The sequence below is a fragment of the Streptomyces ossamyceticus genome, from assembly GCF_001418475.1.
Taxonomy (GTDB): Bacteria; Actinomycetota; Actinomycetes; order Streptomycetales; family Streptomycetaceae; genus Streptomyces; species Streptomyces ossamyceticus.
Map to the genome: position 1 here is coordinate 773 of NZ_LIQX01000051.1, position 17,808 is coordinate 18,580.

Consider the following 17,808-nt stretch of genomic DNA (forward strand, 5'->3'; position numbering starts at 1 on the left):
CCCACCCGCCGCGAACAGCAGCGCGTTGGCCCGGCGGTAGCCGGGATCCACCGGCAGCCCGTGCTCCGCCTCGGCCGCCCGAGCGGCCGCGTAGGCCCTCCCGCCGGGCCTGCTGCCGTAGCCGATGAGGCGGTGGCCCACGGTGTCCCAGAACCACGGCAGATGCGCCGGCGGCAACCGCCGCGCACGCGCCGCCATCGCGTCGACGAACCGGCCGGGCTTGGTCCAGGTACGGCCGAGTTCGGTGCGCATGCCCTCGATCGACTCACGTGCGGCCGCGGCGGCCGCGGGGTCGTGGGCGGCGGCCCAGTCGGCGTACGTGGTCGAGGTGTGCGGACCCGTCGTCGGCAGCAGCGACTCCAGAGAGGCGATCATGCCGGGATCGTCGCACGCCCCACTGACAGGCCCGCCGTCGGAGCGGGCCGTCCGCCGCCGAGCCTGGCCGTCCCCTCCGTGGCCCGGCCGTCCCTCCCCCAGCCCGGCCGTCCCTCCGCGGCCGGACCGGATCGCCCGCGGGCGGGCTCAGTACGTGTCGCGGTACCGCAGCAGGATCTCGCGGGTGCGCTCCGCGGAGGCGGCGTGCGCGGCCATGTGGTCGAGGACCTCCAGATGGAGGGCGACCTCACGGCGCGAGTCGAGGTAGAGAGCGCCGGTGAGGTACTCCGTGTAGACCATGTCGGGGAGTTCCGGCTCCGCGAAGCGGAAGAGGGCGAACGGGGCGTACGTGCCCGGGTGGGGGCCGGCGGCGAACTCGGCGACCTGGAGGATCACATGGTCCTTCTCGGTGATGTCCAGCAGCCGGTCGATCTGGTCGCGCATGACCTGGGAGCGGACGCTCACCGGCCGTCTGAGCGCCGTCTCCTCCATGATCACCCACAGGTGCGGCGGGTGCTCGCGGGTGAGGAGCTTCTGCCGGGCCATGCGCAGCGACACATGCCGCTCGATGGTGTCGGGGCCGGTCTGCCCGAGGGTCCCCGCCTCCATCACGGCCCGCGCGTACTCCTCGGTCTGGAGCATCCCGGGCACGAAGTGCGGCTCGTACTGCCGGATCAGATGGGCCGCGCCCTCCAGGCTCACGTACAGGCTGAACCAGTCGGGCAGCACATCGTGGAACCGCTGCCACCAGCCGGGCTTGTTCGCCTCCTCGGCGAGCTTCACGAACGAGGCGACCTCGTGCTCGGCGACGCCGTACGTGGTGAGCAGGACCTGCACGTAAGGGATCTTCAGCGAGACGTCGGCGGTCTCCATGCGCCTTACGGTGGCCGGGGCGACGCGCAGGACGCGCGCGGCCTCCTCGCGCTTGAGCCCGGCGGCCTCGCGCAGTTCCTGGAGACGTCTGCCGAGCACCACCTGACCGACGGTGGGCGCGGGCCGCCGCTCACTCACGCCACGCCTCCCCACGCGCCGAAGTACGCGTCCAGTCTGTCATGTTCCGGTGCTCATCTCATGAGGTCGAGCGGAACGGGAAGCCCTCGGTTCCGGTTCGACCACGACGACGCCGTGGCGGAACACGCCACGGCGACACCGAAGAGTAAAGGACGCATCCGAAGAGTGAGCAACGGTTCCCCAGCGTGACGTCCGTCATGGCCCCCTCCGAAGCCGCCCGCCCGGGCGCCGGAAGCTCCGAGGCGCCGGCATGACCTCCGAGGTAATCGACCGTCGCGCCCCGCACGCGGCAGGGTGAGGGCAGCGGGTTCCGGGCCGGCGCACTCCGGCCCGGGGCCCGGCCCCGGCGGTCCGTGCGGCCGTCCCCGGCCGACCCGCTTCCCAGCCGACCGACTCCATCTCGACGGAGGGTGATGCCCCATGTCCGCGACCCCGCTCGCCGCTCTCGCCCGGACCACCGACCCCCGGACCATGCTGCACCGCTTCCTGGCCGCGGACGCCGCCGTGACCGGGGTGAACGGGCTCGCCTACCTCCTAGCCGCCGGGCCGCTCGGCCGGCTCCTCGGGGTCGGCCCGGGCCTGCTCGCCGCACTCGGCGCGTTCCTCACGGCGTACGCGGCGGGCGTGGCCCTGCTCGCCGCGCGCGGGCGTCCGCCGGTGCGGTTCGTGCACGTGGTCGTCGAGGCCAATCTGGCCTGGGCCCTTCTCAGCCTCGTCGCCCTCGCCCTGTGGCTCACGCCGAGCACCGCGGGCGCGGTGTGGACGGTGCTCCAGGCGCTGACGGTCGCCGGGTTCGCGGCGGCGCAGTACACCGCCCTGCGGGCGAACGGTGACTGACCGGCCGTCACATGGCCAGTGAATGGAGGTACTTGACCGTCGCCGGGTCGGCCGGGAGGAACGTCTCGATGGCCAGCTCGGCCACGGTCACGTCCATGGGTGTGTTGAACGTGGAGATCGAGGAGATGAAGGACAGCACCCGGCCCGCGTGCTCGATCCGCATCGGCAGCGCGAAGGACACACCCGGCTCCTCCTCGGGCTCCTCGTCGGCCGTGCCGGGCGGCAGCGGATACGCGGCGACCTCCTCGTACAGGGCGCGCAGCGGCTCCGAGCGGCGCAGGGCGATCTGGCGTTCCATCTGCTCCAGCAGATGACCGCGCCAGGCCCGCAGATTGCGGATGCGGGGCGCCAGGCCCTCCGGGTGGAGGACCAGCCGCATCGCGTTCAGCGGCGGCACGAGCAAGGACTCGGGGACGCCGTCCAGCAGCATCGCGATGCCCCGGTTGGCGGCCACCACGTGGTACGTCGCGTCGAGCACCAGCGCCGGGTACGGCTCGTAGCCCTGGATCAGGCGCTCCACGCCCTCGCGGAGGGCCGCCATCGACGGGTCGTCCAGCGGGGTCTGCGGATAGCGGGGCGCGTAACCGGCGGCCAGGAGCAGCGCGTTGCGGTCCCGTACGGGCACGTCCAGGTGCTCGGCGAGCCGCAGCAGCATCTCCTCGCTGGGCCGGGAGCGGCCGGTCTCCACGAAACTGATGTGCCGCGCCGACGAACCGGCCCGCAGCGCCAACTCCAGCTGGCTGACCCGCCGTTGTTCCCGCCATGCCCGCAGCAGCGGGCCGGCGCCCTGGTCGGGAGGGGTGCCGGGACGACTCGTGGGGCCGGACGGGACAATGGTCATACGTCAGAACGTAACCGAGGCGATCGAGGAGTGGCGCGTGTACGACCCGTGGAACCCGTCCTGGGAGGCGACGGCGGTGTACCGGGCGCGAGTGCGGGGATGCCTGCTGGGCGGGGCGGTCGGTGACGCGCTCGGCTACCCCGTCGAGTTCGCCTCGCTGGCCGTCATCCGCTCCACGCACGGCGACCGAGGGGTGACCGGCCTCGTCCCCGACGTGGACGGAGCCGTCGGGCGGATCAGCGACGACACCCAGATGACCCTCTTCACCGTCGAGGGACTGCGGCAGGCGCACGAGCGGGCCCGCCTCAAGGGCATCGACGGCGCCTGGCCCCAGCTCGTCCGGGAGGCCTACGGCCGCTGGCTCGACACCCAGCGCCGGCCCGGCCCCGATCCGCGCGTGACCTCGGGGCTCGCCGCGCTGCCCTGGCTGTACGCCCGCCGCGCCCCCGGCAACGCCTGTCTGTCCGGCCTCGCGCAGGTCCACCACCCCGACCCGGCCACCCCTCTCGGACGCCCCGGCCCCGTCAACCCGGACTCCAAGGGCTGCGGCACCGTCATGCGCTCCGCCCCCTTCGGGCTGGCCCGCATCCCGGCCGGGGCCGCGTTCGACATGGCCGCCCGCTGTGCCCGGATGACGCACGGGCACCCCACCGGCGGGTACGCGGCGGGCGCGCTCGCCGCGATCGTCGCGCATCTGGTCGCCGACGAGTCGCTGGAGGGCGCCGTCCTGCGCACCCTGCGGCTGCTGTCCCGCCACCCCGGACACGAGGAGACCAGCACGGCCCTGAACCGTGCCCTCGACCTGGCCGCCGAGGGCGCCCCCACGGCCGAGAAGGTCGAGTCGCTCGGTCAGGGCTGGGTCGCCGAGGAGGCCCTCGCCATGGGTGTCTACTGCGCCCTCGCCACCCACAGCGTCAGCGAGGCCCTCCTCCTCGCCGTCAACCACTCCGGCGACAGCGACTCCACCGGCTCCGTCTGCGGCAACCTCCTCGGCGCCCACTACGGCGACCACGGCCTGCCGCACGACTGGGTGGCCGCGACCGAGGGCCGCGCCGACATCACCGTCCTGGCGGACGACTTCGCGACGGAGAGCGTACGGAAGTGACGGCCGGGCCCCCTCGGCGCGCATCCCGGCGACGAGCGCGGCGCCCCGCTGCGGGACTCCGTCCGTCACCGACCCCGTCCGTCACCCGAGGGGGTGCCGCCCGGCCGAATGCGTACGGCGCCGGCCGTCCCCGTGCGGTGTGACCAGGACCTCGGCGGCCCCGCTGTGGCACGCTGAGAGGGACCGCACGTCATGGAGGGGACGTCACGGAAGGAGCGGGCCATGCCCGTCGAAGCCTTGTCGCAGAAGGAGATCGAGGACCGGCTCGCGGAGCTGCCGGGTTGGTCGCTGGACGGGGACCGGATCGCCCGCAGCTACCGACTGGCCTCGCACTTCGCGGCGACCGCGATGGTCGTGCACATCGCCCGCACCCAGGAGGAGCTCGACCACCACTCCGACCTCACTCTCGGCTACAACACCGTCTCGCTGACCGTCCACACGCACAGCGCGGGCGGCGCCCTCACCGAGAAGGACTTCGAACTGGCCCGGCGGGTGGAGGAACTCGCCCCCGGCCACGGGGCGAGCTGAGCCGGTGCTCGACTACGACAAGGAGGCGGGCGACTACGACGCCCTGCGCGGCGGCGAGCCCCGCGCCGAGGCCGCCGCCGACGCCGTACTCGGACTCGTCCCCCTCGGCGCGCGCAGCCTGCTCGACGTCGCCTGCGGCACCGGCATCGTGACCCGGCGGTTCGCCGCCGCCCGCCCCGGGACACGGGTGACGGGCGTCGACCTCACCACCGAGATGGCGCGCCGGGCCGCCGCCCGCCTCCCCGGTGCGATCGTCCTCGGCGACAGCCGCCGACTCCCCTTCCCCGACGACGCGTTCGACGCGGTCACCAGCGTGTGGCTCCTCCATTTGCTCGCGGACCCGGACGACGTTCGAAGGGTCGTCGGGGAGTGCGCCCGTGTGCTGCGGCCGGGCGGCGTGTACATCACCACCGTCGACAAGGGGGCCGCCCACAACGTCGGCAGCGACATCGACGCCGTCCTCGCCACCCGCCCCCGCAGCCCGGCCACGGACACCTCGGCCGTCGTCGAGAAGCACGCCGACGAGCACGGGCTGCGCCCCGCCGGCGAGGCCCGCTTCCCGGGCCGCGGCCAGGGCCGCAGCCCCCGCCGCGCCCTCATGGACCTGCGCCGCGGCTGGTTCGTCACCCTGCCGCCCGGCGATCCCCTCGCCGACGACTTCGCCGTACGCCTCGCGGCCCTCCCCGACCAGGACCGGCCCCGCCCGGACCCGGAGTTCTCGCTCCGGGCGTTCCGCAAGAGGTGACCCTGGCCGGCGGTCAGGTCACCGACGGCCGCCGGAACTCCATGGTCCAGTTGGTCAGCCACGTCTGCCCCACGTCCAGCGAGAACGCCTGCTCCCAGTGGGCGGCGGTCGCGGACACACCGGACCACACGAACCGCACCCGGACGTCCTCGCCGTCGTGCGTGTCGTCTCCGTGGAACTCCCCCCGACCGCCCTCGAACCGGCCGACGACCGGCGGGAACAGCCGCCCGCTGCGGCTGGACGACCAGTTCAGCGACCACACACGGGCCTCAGGATCGAACAGCCGCAGTGTCAGCCCCTTCGCCCCGAGGCGCGGCATGTCGATCTCGTCGATGTTCGCCGCCCCGTCGAACAGGGGCACGCAGCGGCTGGTGGCCCAGAACTCCTCCCAGTCGCCGTCCGGGTCGAGGAAGTCGGTGCGGCGGCGGTGGCGGACCTCCCACTCGCCGTGGAGGAAGTCGAAGTCGTGCGGGCCGCTCATGCCCGGCCCCCGGTGGTCCCGGCGGGCAGGGAGTCAGCCAAGTAGGCGTCCAGATCCGGTAGTCGGGGAGCGAGCATATGGCGGACCCAGGCGTCGCGTTCGTGCGCGATCGGCGGCAGCTCCCAGACGCAGCCGATCCACGGCCGCCCGGTGGCCACGAAGCGCGCGGGATCGCGGTCGGGGCAGCCGAGGACGGGCTGGCCCGCCGCCGCGCCCCCGAAGTGCAGGACGTTGTCCCACACCCAGCTGTACGCGTTGAGATAGGCCCCGTCGTCCCCGCCCCGGTGCAGCACGACGAAGGTCACGGGCGGTGTCCCGTCCGGCTCCGGCAGCAGGTCGGGGAGGATCGCGTACGCGGCCTTCTCGACCTCGGGCGCGATGCCGGCCGGGTCCGCGGTGACGTGGTAGCGCTTGATGTGCCGGCCGGCCACCTCGACGGGCGGCGGCACGGTCAGCAGTTTCTCACTGAAGGACATGACGCGACGCTAGGACCGCTTCCCTGACATCCTGTGTCAGTGAAGTCCAGCCGTCTCGTCTCGATCCTCCTGCTGCTCCAGACCCGGGGCCGGATGACGGCCGCCCGGCTCGCCGAGGAGCTGGAGGTGTCGGTCCGCACGGTCTACCGGGACATGGAGGCGCTCGCCGCCGCCGGTGTCCCGCTGTACGGCGACGCGGGCCACGCCGGCGGCTACCGCCTCCTCGACGGCTACCGCACCCGGCTCACCGGACTCACCGGCCAGGAGGCCGAGGCCCTGTTCCTCGCGGGCGTCCCCGGCCCCGCCGCCGAACTCGGCCTGGGCGCGGTCCTGGCCGCCGCCCAGCTGAAGGTGCGCGCCGCCCTCCCCGACGCGCTGCGCCCCCACGCCGACCGGGTCGCGGGCCGGTTCCACCTGGACGCGCCCGGCTGGTACGCGGACGCCGACGACACCCCGTTCCTGCCCGCCGTGGCGGACGCCGTCTGGAACGGCCGGGTCCTGCGCGTGCTCTACCGCCGCTGGGCCGAGCCCACCGACGTACGGCGCCGCCTCGAACCGTACGGGCTCGTCCTCAAGGCGGGCCGCTGGTACGTCGTCGCAGGCCCAGGACCGCGCACCTACCGCGTCGACCAGATCCTCGAACTCGACACCTCCGAGGAGGAGTTCACCCGCCCGGAGGACTTCGGGCTGGCCGCGTACTGGGCGGCGTACCAGCGCGACTTCCACGACCGGCTGCACCGCGCCGAGGCCGTCGTCCGCCTGGCGCCCGGCACCCGACTCACCGGCCCGCAGGGACGTGCGGTGGACGCGGGAGGCCGCCCGGACGACGACGGCTGGACCCGGGCCACCGTCCCCGTCGAGTCCCTCGACCGGGCGCACGACGACTTCCTGCGGCTCGGCACCGCGGTGGAGGTCCTGGAGCCCGCCGAACTGCGCGAGCGCATCGCCCGGACGGTCGCCGAACTTGCCGCGAGATACGCACCGCGGGGCGGCAACTCCGCTGCGAGCGGCGGCGACTGAGGAAGCGGAACCCGTCTGTCCTCCCGGGAGGTACCCCGTGCAGCACCCGCACGCGCACCACAGACGTACGATCCGCAGGGCCCGCAGGACGATCACCATGCTGGCGGCGGCCGCGCTGACCGCCGCCGGACTCACCACGTTCGGCGCGCAGCCCGCCGCCGCGGCCGGCGCACGCCAGGTCGAGAAGCTGGACCGGGGCGTGGTCAGCGTGCACACCGACGCCGGCAACCTGGTCAGCTGGCGCTGGCTCGGCACCGACCCGGACACCGTGTCGTTCAACGTCTACCGGGCCGGCACCAAGGTCAACACGGCCCCGATCACCGGGTCCACCAACTACTTCCACTCCGGCGCGCCCGCCCAGGCCGACTACACCGTGCGCGCCGTCGTGAACGGCGTCGAGCAGGGCGACTCCGTGCACGCGGTGCAACTGCGCACCGGCTACACGGACGTGCCGATCAGTCCGCCCGCCGGCGGCACCACCCCGGACGGGGTGGCGTACACCTACGAGGCCAACGACGCCTCCGTGGGCGATCTCGACGGCGACGGCGCCCTGGAGTTCGTCCTCAAGTGGCAGCCGACCAACGCCAAGGACAACTCCCAGTCCGGCTACACCGGCAACACGATCGTCGACGGCGTCAAGCTCGACGGCACCCGGCTGTGGCGCGTCGACCTGGGCCGCAACATCCGCTCCGGCGCCCACTACACCCAGTTCCAGGTGTACGACTACGACGGCGACGGCAGGGCCGAGGTCGCCATGAAGACCGCCGACGGCACCCGGGACGGCACGGGAGCCGTCATCGGCAGCGCCTCAGCCGACCACCGCAACTCCAGCGGCTACGTCCTGACCGGCCCCGAGTACCTGACCATGTTCGACGGGCGGACCGGCAGGGCCATGCAGTCCGTCGACTACGTCCCCGGCCGCGGCACGGTCTCCTCCTGGGGCGACAGCTACGGCAACCGCGTCGACCGTTTCCTCGCGGGCACGGCGTACCTGGACGGCGCCCGCCCCTCGCTCATCATGGCCCGCGGCTACTACACCCGTACCGTGATCGCCGCCTGGGACTGGCGGGGCGGCGCCTTCACCCGCCGCTGGACCTTCGACACCAGCTCCTCCACCAACAGCGGCAAGGGCTACGACGGCCAGGGCTCGCACAGCCTGTCCGTCGGCGACGTCGACCGCGACGGCCGGGACGAGATCGTGTACGGCGCGATGGCCGTCGACGACAACGGCGGCGGCCTGTGGACCACCAGGACGGGCCACGGCGACGCCCAGCACCTCGGCGACCTCGACCCCTCCACCCCCGGCCTGGAGTACTTCAAGGTCTCCGAGTCCACCGCGCAGCCCGCCGCGCTGTACATCGACCCCGCGAACGGCGCGGTCCGCTGGAAGCTCCCGGCCTGCTGCGACAACGGCCGGGGCGTCGCCGGGGACATCCACGCGGGCAACGACGGCCCCGAGATGTGGTCCGCCTCCGACACCTCCCTCCGCGACAGGGCCGGCGCCACGAAGGGCCGGGAGCCGTCCTCCGTCAACTTCCTGTCCTGGTGGGACGGCGACCCCGTCCGGGAACTCCTCGACGGCACCCGGATCGACAAGTACGGCCCGTCCGGCGACACCCGGCTGCTGACCGGCTCCGGGGTCTCCTCCAACAACGGCACCAAGTCCACCCCCGCCTTCTCCGGCGACATCCTGGGCGACTGGCGCGAAGAGGTCGTCTGGCGCACCAGCGGCAACACCGCCCTGCGGATCTACTCGACCCCGGTCGAGTCCGGCACCAGGATCACGACCCTGCTCCACGACACCCAGTACCGCACGGGACTGGCGTGGCAGAACACCGCGTACAACCAGCCCCCGCACACCAGCTTCTTCATCGGCGCCGGGATGCCCACGGCACCCCGACCGGCGGTGTACGCGCCCTGACCGGTATGACGACCCAGACACGAACGGGTGTATTTTCGGCCGTCCTGCTGACGTCGGCGGGTCCGGGCGGGATCATCGTCCGGCCCGCCCCGTCCAGCACGCCGTCACCTCCAGGGCAGCGGCCGAGAAAGACCGTCGATGACCTTGTCCCGTGTCGTCACCGCCGCACCGGCGATCATCATGCTCGTCGCCGCCACAGTGATGCTCCTGTGGTGGATCCGGCACCGTGACGACGAATGAATGAGGGCGCGCGCCGTGACCGGCGCGCGCCCTCGTCGCGTCCCGCTCGGGTGTCAGGTCACCGTGCAGGACTGGTCACCGAGCCGGAAGGCGGTCGGTCTGCCGTTCGTCCCCGACCAGCTTCCGGTGAAGCCGAAGCTCACCGACGATCCCGCCGCGACGTTCGCGTTCCAGGCGATGTTCTTCACCGAGACCGCCGCACCCGACTGGGTGTGGGCCGCGTTCCACAGCTGCGTGACGCTCTGCCCGTTCGGGAAGGACCAGTCGAGGGTCCAGCCCGACCAGGCGCTGGTGCCCGTGTTGGCCAGCCGCACATCGGCCTGGAAGCCGCCCGACCACTGGTTGGTGATCTTGTAGGTCACCGCGCAGGCGCCCGTCGGCTGCGGTTCCGGATCGGGATCCGTGCCGCCGCCCCCGCCGCCGCCCGTGTCGGAGGTGTCGCCGTAGACGACGCCGCGACCGTTGGTGGAGAGGTACACCCGGCCGTAGACCCGCGGGTCACCCGTGATCGCCGCGCCGGTCCAGCCCCACTGGTGGGCGTCGTCGTTGATCCGCGTCCACGTGGCGCCCTTGTCCGTGGAACGGAAGACGCCGCGCACCCCGCCGATCCTGGCGCTGGTGTACAGCGTCTGGTACGAGGCGCCCGCGGCCGCCTTGCCGAAGCCGATGGTGTCGGCCTGCGCGACGTTCGCCAGCTTGGCGAAGGTGGCGCCGCCGTCGGTGGAGTGCCACAGCCCGTACACGCCGCCCGTCTCCCCGCCCGCGAGCCACACGTCGCCCTTCGTGCCGGGCAGCGCCTTGAAGCGCACGCTGTCACCGCTCGGCAGGCCGCTCGCGTTCGACGCGGTGAAGGTCGCGCCGCCGTCCGTGCTGACGTAGAACTTCCCGGACTTGAAGCCGTAGAAGGTCTTCGGGTCTACCCGGTCGGACTCGACGATCGCGCCGGACGGTATCCCGCTCGACTCCTGCCACGACGTCCCGAAGCCCGTCGTGTACCGCACGCCGGTGCCCGCCGGGCTCCACACGAAGCGGCTGCCGTCCGCGCCGGCCGCGACCGTGCCGCCGCCGCTCACCCCCGACGGGTCGGTGCCCGCGAACCAGTTGGCGCCGTTGTCCGTGGAGAACGCGATGTGCGGCCCCGAGTCCAGGTCCCCCACCCGGACCACGGTGTTGGGGTTGGTCTCGGCGAAGTCCAGACTGGTCGTCGTCGTGAAGTTCGGCTGCGTGAACATCATCGACGGGACCTTCGTCAGATCCGTGTGCCGGAAACCGCCGATGTCACCGAGCGCGCTGAGCAGCGGGGCGCCGGACGGGGGAGAGGCGAGGTCGTTGACGGCCGTCTCCTCCAGGCCCCGCACCATGGGCTTCACGGTGAACTTGGTGCCGCTGTCCCAGTTGGTGAGGTTCTCGGTGCCGTAGATCGTCGCGCCCGTCCCGTACATCATGCGGTTCGAGTCGAACGGGTCGATCTCCAACGACTCCGTCATCCAGCCCAGCTTCGGCGTCTGCTCCGGCGGCGACGGGTTCGCGCCCCACGTCAGCCACGGCGACGACGAGACATCCATGGTGAAGCGGTTCTCACGGTTGGGGTACGAGGTGTAGTCCCACGCCTTCGTCCAGGTCACGCCCTTGTCGGTGGAGCGGAAGATCTGTGTGTCCGGCCACCAGGAGCTGTACGCCGTCGCCATCACCGTGCCCGGCTTCTGGCGGTCCACCGTGAGCCCGCTGAAGCCGAAGTACGTGTCGGCCTCCGCCACCGGGCTGATGTTCGTCCAGGTCCCCGTCGCCGTCGCGTATCGGTAGAGGCGGCCCTTGCCGCCGTCGTACGGGCCGCCCGTGTCGCTGTACGCGACGTACAGATGGCCGTTCGTCGCGTCCAGGACGCCCTTGTGGGCCAGTTGCCCGGTCGGCTGCCCGGCCACCCGTGACCAGGTCGCACCGGCGTCCGTCGACCGGTAGACCGCGTTCTCCTTGTCGGCGACACCGACGTAGATCGTCTTCGTGGCCGTGCCCGCGCCGCCCGTCGACTCGTCGAACGTGACCCAGACGATGCCCTGGTTGTCGCTGGAGTAGCCGCTCGTGTCGGAGGGGTCGGCCACGTAGTTGCCGACGTTCGGGAAGTTGGTCACCTGCGACCAGGTGGCCCCCGAGTCGGTGGACCGCCACAGCCCCTTCCCGCTGGGCGCCCCCAGATACAGCACGCTGTTCCTGTGGGGGTCCACCGCGAGCCGCTCACCCATGCCGCGCCCCGGCATGTTCCCGCCCAGCTTGAACGGCAGACTCGCCTTCTGCCAGCTCGCTCCCCGGTCGGACGAGCGGTAGATCGCGCCGTTGCCCGGGTCCCAGCTGTTGGTGTACGTACCGGCCGCCACGTACACCTTGTTCGGGTCGACCGGGTCGGAGGCGAGGCTCACCACACCCGTGTGCCCCCAGTCGTCCCAGCCGACGGAGTCCAGCAGCGGCGTCCAGGTCTTCGACGACTCCACCCAGCGGTACGCCCCGCCGATGTCGGTGCGGGCGTACGCGAGGTTCTTCTCCTTGCGGTTGAACACGATGCCGGGCACGAACCCGCCACCGTCGATACGGGCGTTCTTCCACGTGTAGGTGTCGGCGGCGATCGACACCTTCTCGCCGGCCCGCTCGGCCTGGCCGGCCCGGTCGGCGGCCAGCGCGGGTGGGGAGCCCGCCAGGAGACCGGCCGCGAGGGCCAGGACGGTGGTGAGGATGCGGGTTCTTCGCACGGTGAAGTCCTCTCCAGGAATGTGGGGGGAAGGATGGACGGGGCGCGAACGGCCGGGCGGCCCCCTGTGCGGGTGGGGACCGCCCGGCCCAGGTCCTGCCCCCGCCGGAGCGCAGGACCTCGTACCCGGAGCTTCAGCGGGGACTTATTCGAGGAGCTCCGCGTACGAACCCATGGCCAGGGCGATGTCCGCCTGGGCCCAGAACCGGTGGTACGTGAACGACGGCGCGGCGCCACCCGCCAGATACGCCTCGATCTTCGACCAGGCCGGGTCGTCCTCGTAGAAAGTGCGGATCGATTCGAACGTCGACGACGAGTTGATCGTGTCGCCGTTCGGCATGGTGCCCGTCCACCCGCTCGGCACGTACACCCGGTCGTCGAACCGGTTGTAGTCCGTACGGGTCTCCGGGACCGCGACACCGAGCGCGTCCTGGTGGTGCTGCCACAAGCCGTCGAGCAGCGCCTTGGCGACCCGGGCCGCGTCGGCGTCACCGGAGCGGTCGGCGTAGTACGTCAGGGTCTTGGCGTACGAGCCCGCCACCCCCACGTCGTCGGTGTAGTCGGCGACGGTGACGTGCAGCCCGCTGTTGGAGCCGGGGCTGGACGGGTTCCAGGTGTTCGGGGCGCCGGACCACTGGAGCGTGGAGGGGATCCGGTACGTCCCGTCGGGGTTGATCGTGGTCTTGGACAGCGCCCAGTCGACCCACTTGTCGAGCACCGTCTTCGCGGCGGCGTTGCCGGTCTGCTGGTAGTACTCGGCGACCCGCTCCATGGACCACGTCTGGAAGCCGAACCACTGGTTGGACGGCGGGTCGTGGTACACGGGCTTCTCGTCGTAGTACATGCCGTAGAAGGTCGGCGTCCCGGCCGGAGGCGTGGCGTACCGCCCCGCCCAGCTGTTGGTGGCGCCGCCCGCGATGGCGCCCTCGTTCGACTGGAGCCAGCGGTAGAACTCGACCTGGCGGTCGAGGGACTTGGCCCAGTCGGCCTGCCCGGTCGTCGACTTCGGCTTCAGCGGGGCGTAGTTGGCCAGCGCGTACGCGGCCATCGGGTTCTGGTAGCCGCCGTGCGCGTGGCTGGAGCCGATGCGCCAGGCCCAGCCGGCGTTGGTGTCGGTGGCGCCGCCCCACGCGTAGTACCAGGAGAGCAGGTAGAAGGAGGCGTCCTTGCCGGTGCCCGCGGGGCAGGTGGTCGGTCCCACGCAGTTCCCGACCTTCTTGAAGTACTTGTCGTACATCGCGTAGCGCAGGTAGTCGCCCATCTTCGCGGCCTTGCCGACGGTCGCGGAGACGTCACCGCCCTTGCCCTGCTGCTTGGCCCACACGTCCGCCCAGTACGCGGCCTGCACGGCGCGCGCGTCGGCGTCCGGGGCGTTGGTGAACTTCCACTGCTTGGCGTAGGAGGCGTCACGGGTGAACAGGTCCAGGTACCCGTTCCTGCCGCCGTACTTGAACTGGTCGCAGGTGGGCTGCGGCACGGTCTCCCACACGGACTCCTGCGGGCCGCGCTGGAAGGTGTTGATGTACGACGGGCCGGTGTCCGCCGGGCCCGCCTCGCACTTGCCCGGCGAGTTCCCGTACCCGTAGACGTTGTCCACGTCCTGCAGCCAGTGCATGCCGTAGATGTCGTCCGTGTTGTAGGCGCTCTTCAGCTCCGCGGCGATCGGGTCCGAGCCGACCGAGACCGAGGTGTTCAGCTGCGCCGGGTACTCGTTGGGGGTGTCGTGCTCGGGGGCGTACGTCGCCGGCTTGTTCGCCGCGTAGAAGGAGTTGGTCGGCTGGTCGGCCTTGGTGGGGATCATGTACTTCTCCATGATCTCCCAGGCGCCGTTGAACTTGGACCAGTCGCCCGTGACCTTGCCGTACATGGCCTGGAGCCACAGGAGGTAGCTGTACGCCTCCGAGGTGGTCTCATGGCCGTGGTCCGGCGCCTCGACGATCAGCGTCTCCACCGAGTGGTACGGGATGCCCTCGGGGGAGAAGTAGCCGTTCGCCGGGTTGGTGATCTTGCCGTAGAGCTCCAGGAAGCGGGCGTCGTACACCTTCGACGCCGCCAGCTGCGTCACCGTCACCGCGCCCTTGGCGTGGCCCGTGGCCGTCGACTCGAAGACCGCGGCACCCGTGCCCGAGGAGTCGGCGGTCACGGTCACCTTCTGGGCCGTGTTCCAGTTCTGCGGTGTGAACGTCAGCGACGCGCCACCCGTGACCGACAGGCCCGAGTTGCCGGAGGCCCGCGCGGTCGTCACCGTCACATTGCCCGACGGCTGGGTCGAGAGCTTCACGTCGTACGTGCCCGTCTTGCCCTGCTGCACGCCCAGTTGCGTCGGTGAGACCACCACCGCGGGGCCCGAGGCGACGGTGATGCCGACCGGCGCGGAGTCCGCCGACGCGCCCAGGCTGTCGTACGCCTTGGCGACCAGCGAGTGGCTGCCCACGGACAGACCGGTGGCCGAGAAGGTGTACGGCGAGGTCGTGTCCGTGCCCAGCAGCTTGGTGTCGTCGTAGAACTCCACCTTGGTGACGGTCGCGTTGTCCGCGGCCGCCGCGGTGGCCGCCATCGGCACCGGGTCGCCCTGCGAGTACGTGGCACCCGCGGTCGGGCTGGTCAGCACGGTGATCGGCGGCTGGTGGGCGCCGACACACGCGGTGCCGTTGATCGCGAAGTTGGTCGGCGCGGTGTTCGTGCCGCTGTAGGTGAACTGGGCGCCGGTGCTCACCGCGGCCCCGACGGCGATGGTGCCGTTCCAGGACGCGTTCTTCGCCGTCACCGTCCTGCCGGACTGCGACCAGGTGCCGCTCCAGCCGCTGCCGGTGAGCGTCTGGTTGCCCGCGTAGGAGTACGTGAGGGTCCAGCCGTTGATGGCCTCGGTACCCCGGTTGGTGAGGGTCAGCTCGGCGGTGAAGCCCGAGCCCCAGTCGTTGGTCTTGTAGTCGACGTTGCAGGCCACGGCCGCCGCGGCGGCGGGGGACGATCCCGTGCCCAGCATCGTCAGGGGAAGAGCGAGGGCCGCGACCACGGCGGTCCACAGGCGCCGTGCGGTACGGCGTCCGCGTCTGGGGTGCATGCTCTGGTTCCTTCCGTGCGGCTCTTACGAAGGTGGGGGCGGAGCAGCAACAACAAGCCTTGAACCAGTGGGAGCGCTCCCATATTGAGGAGAGGGGTGCAGGCGGTCAAGGTGCTTGAAGAGTCGAAAAGATTCGACGACGGGCGAAAAGATTTGTGGTGGGCAATAACGCAACACCCCTGTCTTTTACCGTCGCTTGGCGCTACCTTCACCAGCACCAGTGGGAGCGGTTCCACCAGTCGACGCGGCCGTCACGGCGCGCCCGATCTGCAAGGAGTCGCTCATGCGCCACCCTCCGCGTTCAGGTCTTTTACTCGTCTCCGTGAGCGGGCTCGTCCCGCGGGACGGTGACGGGCCGCCGGTGTCCGAGCTGCCCGGCGGCAGGGTCGTCCGGCGGGTCCGCGGACACCTGCGACCTGGGTCCGCGGCCGTGGAACCGACCCACCCCGCCCCGTGGCGATCCGCTTTTCGCCCGGGCCGGAACCGGAGCACATGGCCGGCTCCCGCCGGCCCGGCCTGAACCCCGCCCGCGACGACAGTCCCACGTCGTCGGGCGTCGGGCCGAGCGAGCGTCCGCGCCGCCTCGGCGGACGGGCACCCCGTACGACCCCCTACGGAACCTCCACGTACACCCCACTACGGAAGAGGAAACCCGCACTCATGAGCCGTACCAGAACAGCACTCCTCGCGGCGATGGCGCTGGTCGCCGGCGCCGCCGGGACCGCGGTGGCCGCCGTGCCGGACGACTCCGGCATCCGGGCGATCCCCTGCACCGTCGACTACAAGGTGCAGAACCAGTGGTCCACCGGCTTCACCGCCGCCGTCACGATCACCAACAACGGCGCCGCGAAGTCCTCATGGTCCGCGAAGTGGTCGTACGCGGGCAACCAGCGGGTGGGCAACGGCTGGAACGTGAAGATCTCCCAGAGCGGCAGCGCGGTGACGGCCTCCAACGAGACGTACAACGGGTCGCTCCCGACGGGTGGTTCGGTCAGCTTCGGCTTCAACGCCTCCTACAGCGGCTCCAACGCCCTCCCGGCGACCTTCACACTCGACGGTGTGACCTGCAATGTCGACGACGGGGGCGGCGGCGGTCCCACCGATCCCGACCCGGGCAACCCCGGCTCGCGGGTGGACAACCCGTACGCCGGCGCCAAGGTGTACGTGAACCCGGAGTGGTCCGCGAACGCCGCCGCCGAGCCGGGCGGCAGCCGGATCGCCAACCAGCCGACGGGTGTGTGGCTGGACCGCAGCGCCGCCATCGCGGGCGCCGGCGGCAAGATGGGGCTGCGGGCCCACCTCGACGAGGCGCTGCGGCAGAAGGGCTCCGACCAGCTCGTCGTGCAGCTGGTGATCTACAACCTGCCCGGCCGTGACTGCTCGGCCCTCGCCTCCAACGGCGAGCTCAAGGCCGACGAGATCGACAAGTACAAGACGCAGTACATCGACCCGATCAAGGCGATCCTCGCCGACCCGAAGTACGCCTCGCTGCGCATCGTCACCACGGTCGAGATCGACTCGCTGCCCAACCTCGTCACCAACACCGGCAGCCGTCCGACGGCCGTGCCGCAGTGCGACGTGATGAAGGCCAACGGCAACTACGTCAAGGGTGTCGGCTACGCGCTCAACAAGCTGGGCGACGTCCCCAACGTCTACAACTACGTCGACGCCGGCCACCACGGCTGGCTCGGCTGGGACGACAACTTCGCCCCCTCCGCCGCCATCATGAAGGAGGCGGCGACCGCCGAGGGCGCCACGGTGGACGACGTCCACGGCTTCATCACCAACACGGCGAACTACAGCGCCCTGAAGGAGAACAACTTCACCATCAACGACAACGTGGCCGGCAAGTCGGTCCGTGAGTCGAAGTGGGTCGACTGGAACCGCTACGTCGACGAGCTGTCCTTCGCCCAGGCCTTCCGGACGCAGGCCGTCTCGGCCGGCTTCAACGCGAACGTCGGCATGCTGATCGACACCTCCCGCAACGGCTGGGGCGGCACCGCGCGGCCCACCGGACCGGGCGCGACGACCAGCGTCGACACCTACGTCGACGGCGGGCGCTACGACCGCCGCCTCAACACCGGCAACTGGTGCAACCAGTCCGGAGCCGGTCTCGGCGAGCGTCCGCAGGCCGCCCCGGCGCCGGGGATCGACGCCTACGTGTGGATGAAGCCCCCGGGTGAGTCCGACGGGGCCAGCTCCCAGATCCCGAACGACGAGGGCAAGGGCTTCGACCGGATGTGCGACCCGACGTACACGGGCAACCCGCGGAACAACAACAACATGTCCGGCGCCCTGGGCAACGCCCCGCTGTCCGGGCACTGGTTCTCCTCCCAGTTCCAGCAGCTGATGCGGAACGCGTACCCGGCGCTGTGACCTCCGCCGGCTGAGAGGATCCGCCAGGGGCGCGCACTTCCCCCACCC

General features: G+C 71.6%; 14 protein-coding genes. 7 read left to right on the forward strand and 7 right to left on the reverse strand.

Going from position 1 to position 17,808, the window contains the following annotated elements; all coding sequences use genetic code 11:
* Both AOK15_RS46525 and AOK15_RS04770 read right to left on the reverse strand, forming a co-directional pair.
* The coding region (locus AOK15_RS46525) for a hypothetical protein (RefSeq protein ID WP_240508303.1) at positions 1-375 on the reverse strand (375 nt) is incomplete at its 3' end.
* Between the two features lie 147 nt (positions 376-522).
* Entirely contained in the window at positions 523-1,386 is an 864-nt protein-coding gene (locus AOK15_RS04770) for a helix-turn-helix domain-containing protein (protein ID WP_055513084.1), read from the reverse strand.
* A 420-nt stretch (positions 1,387-1,806) separates the two neighbouring features.
* Between AOK15_RS04770 and AOK15_RS04775 the strand changes: the two genes are divergently transcribed.
* The gene (locus tag AOK15_RS04775) at positions 1,807-2,223 is read left to right on the forward strand and encodes a hypothetical protein (RefSeq protein ID WP_055513086.1); all 417 of its coding nucleotides are present in this window, start codon (positions 1,807-1,809) and stop codon (positions 2,221-2,223) included.
* 7 nt (positions 2,224-2,230) lie between these two features.
* Here the strand turns inward: AOK15_RS04775 and AOK15_RS04780 are convergent, their stop codons facing one another.
* Positions 2,231-3,064 carry a helix-turn-helix domain-containing protein gene (locus tag AOK15_RS04780; RefSeq protein ID WP_055513088.1) on the reverse strand — a complete coding sequence of 278 codons (834 nt, stop codon included), beginning with the start codon at positions 3,062-3,064 and terminating at the stop codon, positions 2,231-2,233.
* A gap of 37 nt (positions 3,065-3,101) precedes the next feature.
* Here AOK15_RS04780 and AOK15_RS04785 point away from each other — a divergent pair, with 37 nt between their 5' ends.
* The 3 genes from AOK15_RS04785 (at position 3,102) to AOK15_RS04795 (ending at position 5,442) form a co-directional block, all read left to right on the forward strand.
* Positions 3,102-4,169 (forward strand): ADP-ribosylglycohydrolase family protein, encoded by a 1,068-nt coding sequence (locus AOK15_RS04785; protein WP_055513090.1) that lies wholly within the window; start codon positions 3,102-3,104, stop codon positions 4,167-4,169.
* Between the two features lie 222 nt (positions 4,170-4,391).
* On the forward strand, positions 4,392-4,697 hold the full coding sequence (locus tag AOK15_RS04790) for a 4a-hydroxytetrahydrobiopterin dehydratase (protein ID WP_055513092.1): 306 nt from the start codon (positions 4,392-4,394) through the stop codon (positions 4,695-4,697).
* Between the two features lie 4 nt (positions 4,698-4,701).
* Positions 4,702-5,442, forward strand: a complete 741-nt coding sequence (locus AOK15_RS04795) for a class I SAM-dependent methyltransferase (RefSeq protein WP_055513094.1) — start codon at positions 4,702-4,704, stop codon at positions 5,440-5,442.
* 13 nt (positions 5,443-5,455) lie between these two features.
* On the opposite strand, the gene AOK15_RS04800 is transcribed toward AOK15_RS04795, so the two are convergent.
* Both AOK15_RS04800 and AOK15_RS04805 read right to left on the reverse strand, forming a co-directional pair.
* On the reverse strand, positions 5,456-5,923 hold the full coding sequence (locus tag AOK15_RS04800; RefSeq protein ID WP_055513096.1) for a hypothetical protein: 468 nt from the start codon (positions 5,921-5,923) through the stop codon (positions 5,456-5,458).
* Positions 5,920-6,399: a hypothetical protein gene (locus AOK15_RS04805; RefSeq protein ID WP_055513098.1), complete on the reverse strand. Its 480-nt coding sequence runs from the start codon at positions 6,397-6,399 to the stop codon at positions 5,920-5,922. The genes AOK15_RS04800 and AOK15_RS04805 overlap by 4 nt, the downstream gene beginning before the upstream one ends.
* Before the next feature lie 39 nt (positions 6,400-6,438).
* Between AOK15_RS04805 and AOK15_RS04810 the strand changes: the two genes are divergently transcribed.
* A complete protein-coding gene (locus AOK15_RS04810; RefSeq protein WP_055513100.1) occupies positions 6,439-7,419 on the forward strand; it encodes a helix-turn-helix transcriptional regulator in 981 nt (326 codons plus the stop codon).
* 37 nt (positions 7,420-7,456) lie between these two features.
* On the forward strand, positions 7,457-9,340 hold the full coding sequence (locus AOK15_RS04815; RefSeq protein WP_055513102.1) for a rhamnogalacturonan lyase: 1,884 nt from the start codon (positions 7,457-7,459) through the stop codon (positions 9,338-9,340).
* A gap of 293 nt (positions 9,341-9,633) precedes the next feature.
* Here AOK15_RS04815 and AOK15_RS04820 read toward each other — a convergent pair whose 3' ends face one another.
* Both AOK15_RS04820 and AOK15_RS04825 read right to left on the reverse strand, forming a co-directional pair.
* Positions 9,634-12,321, reverse strand: coding sequence for a cellulose binding domain-containing protein (locus tag AOK15_RS04820; RefSeq protein WP_055513104.1), 2,688 nt, complete (start codon positions 12,319-12,321; stop codon positions 9,634-9,636).
* Positions 12,322-12,465: 144 nt separating this feature from the next.
* The gene (locus tag AOK15_RS04825) at positions 12,466-15,384 is read right to left on the reverse strand and encodes a glycoside hydrolase family 48 protein (RefSeq protein ID WP_055513106.1); all 2,919 of its coding nucleotides are present in this window, start codon (positions 15,382-15,384) and stop codon (positions 12,466-12,468) included.
* Positions 15,385-16,044: 660 nt separating this feature from the next.
* On the opposite strand from AOK15_RS04825, the gene AOK15_RS04830 reads away from it, so the two are divergent.
* Complete coding sequence (locus AOK15_RS04830) at positions 16,045-17,760, forward strand: glycoside hydrolase family 6 protein (RefSeq protein WP_055513107.1); 1,716 nt, start codon at positions 16,045-16,047, stop codon at positions 17,758-17,760.
* The last annotated feature ends 48 nt before the right edge of the window (positions 17,761-17,808 follow it).